1 protein-coding gene is annotated in these 241 nt (G+C 38.6%); it reads right to left on the bottom strand.

All coding sequences use genetic code 11. The features are described 5' to 3' along the window. Positions 1–241: TonB-dependent receptor plug domain-containing protein (locus CWC11_RS21140; protein WP_171038496.1), on the bottom strand; the 241-nt coding region annotated here is incomplete at both ends.

Genomic DNA, 241 nt, shown 5'->3' with positions numbered 1-241 from the left:
AACTATTAACAGATAGACCGAATGATGACTCTAATTCTTGATAAGGGGTTTTGGTTGAAATAACAATGATACCGGCATTGGCATTAGAGCCATATAAAGTTCCCTGAGGGCCGCGTAATATTTCTATTTGATTGACATTGTGTAAGCGCAACATATCAGGATCACGATAGGGTATCCCATCAACATAAACAGCTGTTCGATTGACGATAAAGGGGTTTGATTCTATGCCCCTTATTGAAAT

Source organism: Pseudoalteromonas sp. S3178 (genome assembly GCF_005886985.1).
Taxonomy (GTDB): domain Bacteria; phylum Pseudomonadota; class Gammaproteobacteria; order Enterobacterales; family Alteromonadaceae; genus Pseudoalteromonas; species Pseudoalteromonas carrageenovora.
Note: the sequence above shows the minus strand (reverse complement) of the source record. Positions and strands in the feature narration are given on the sequence as shown.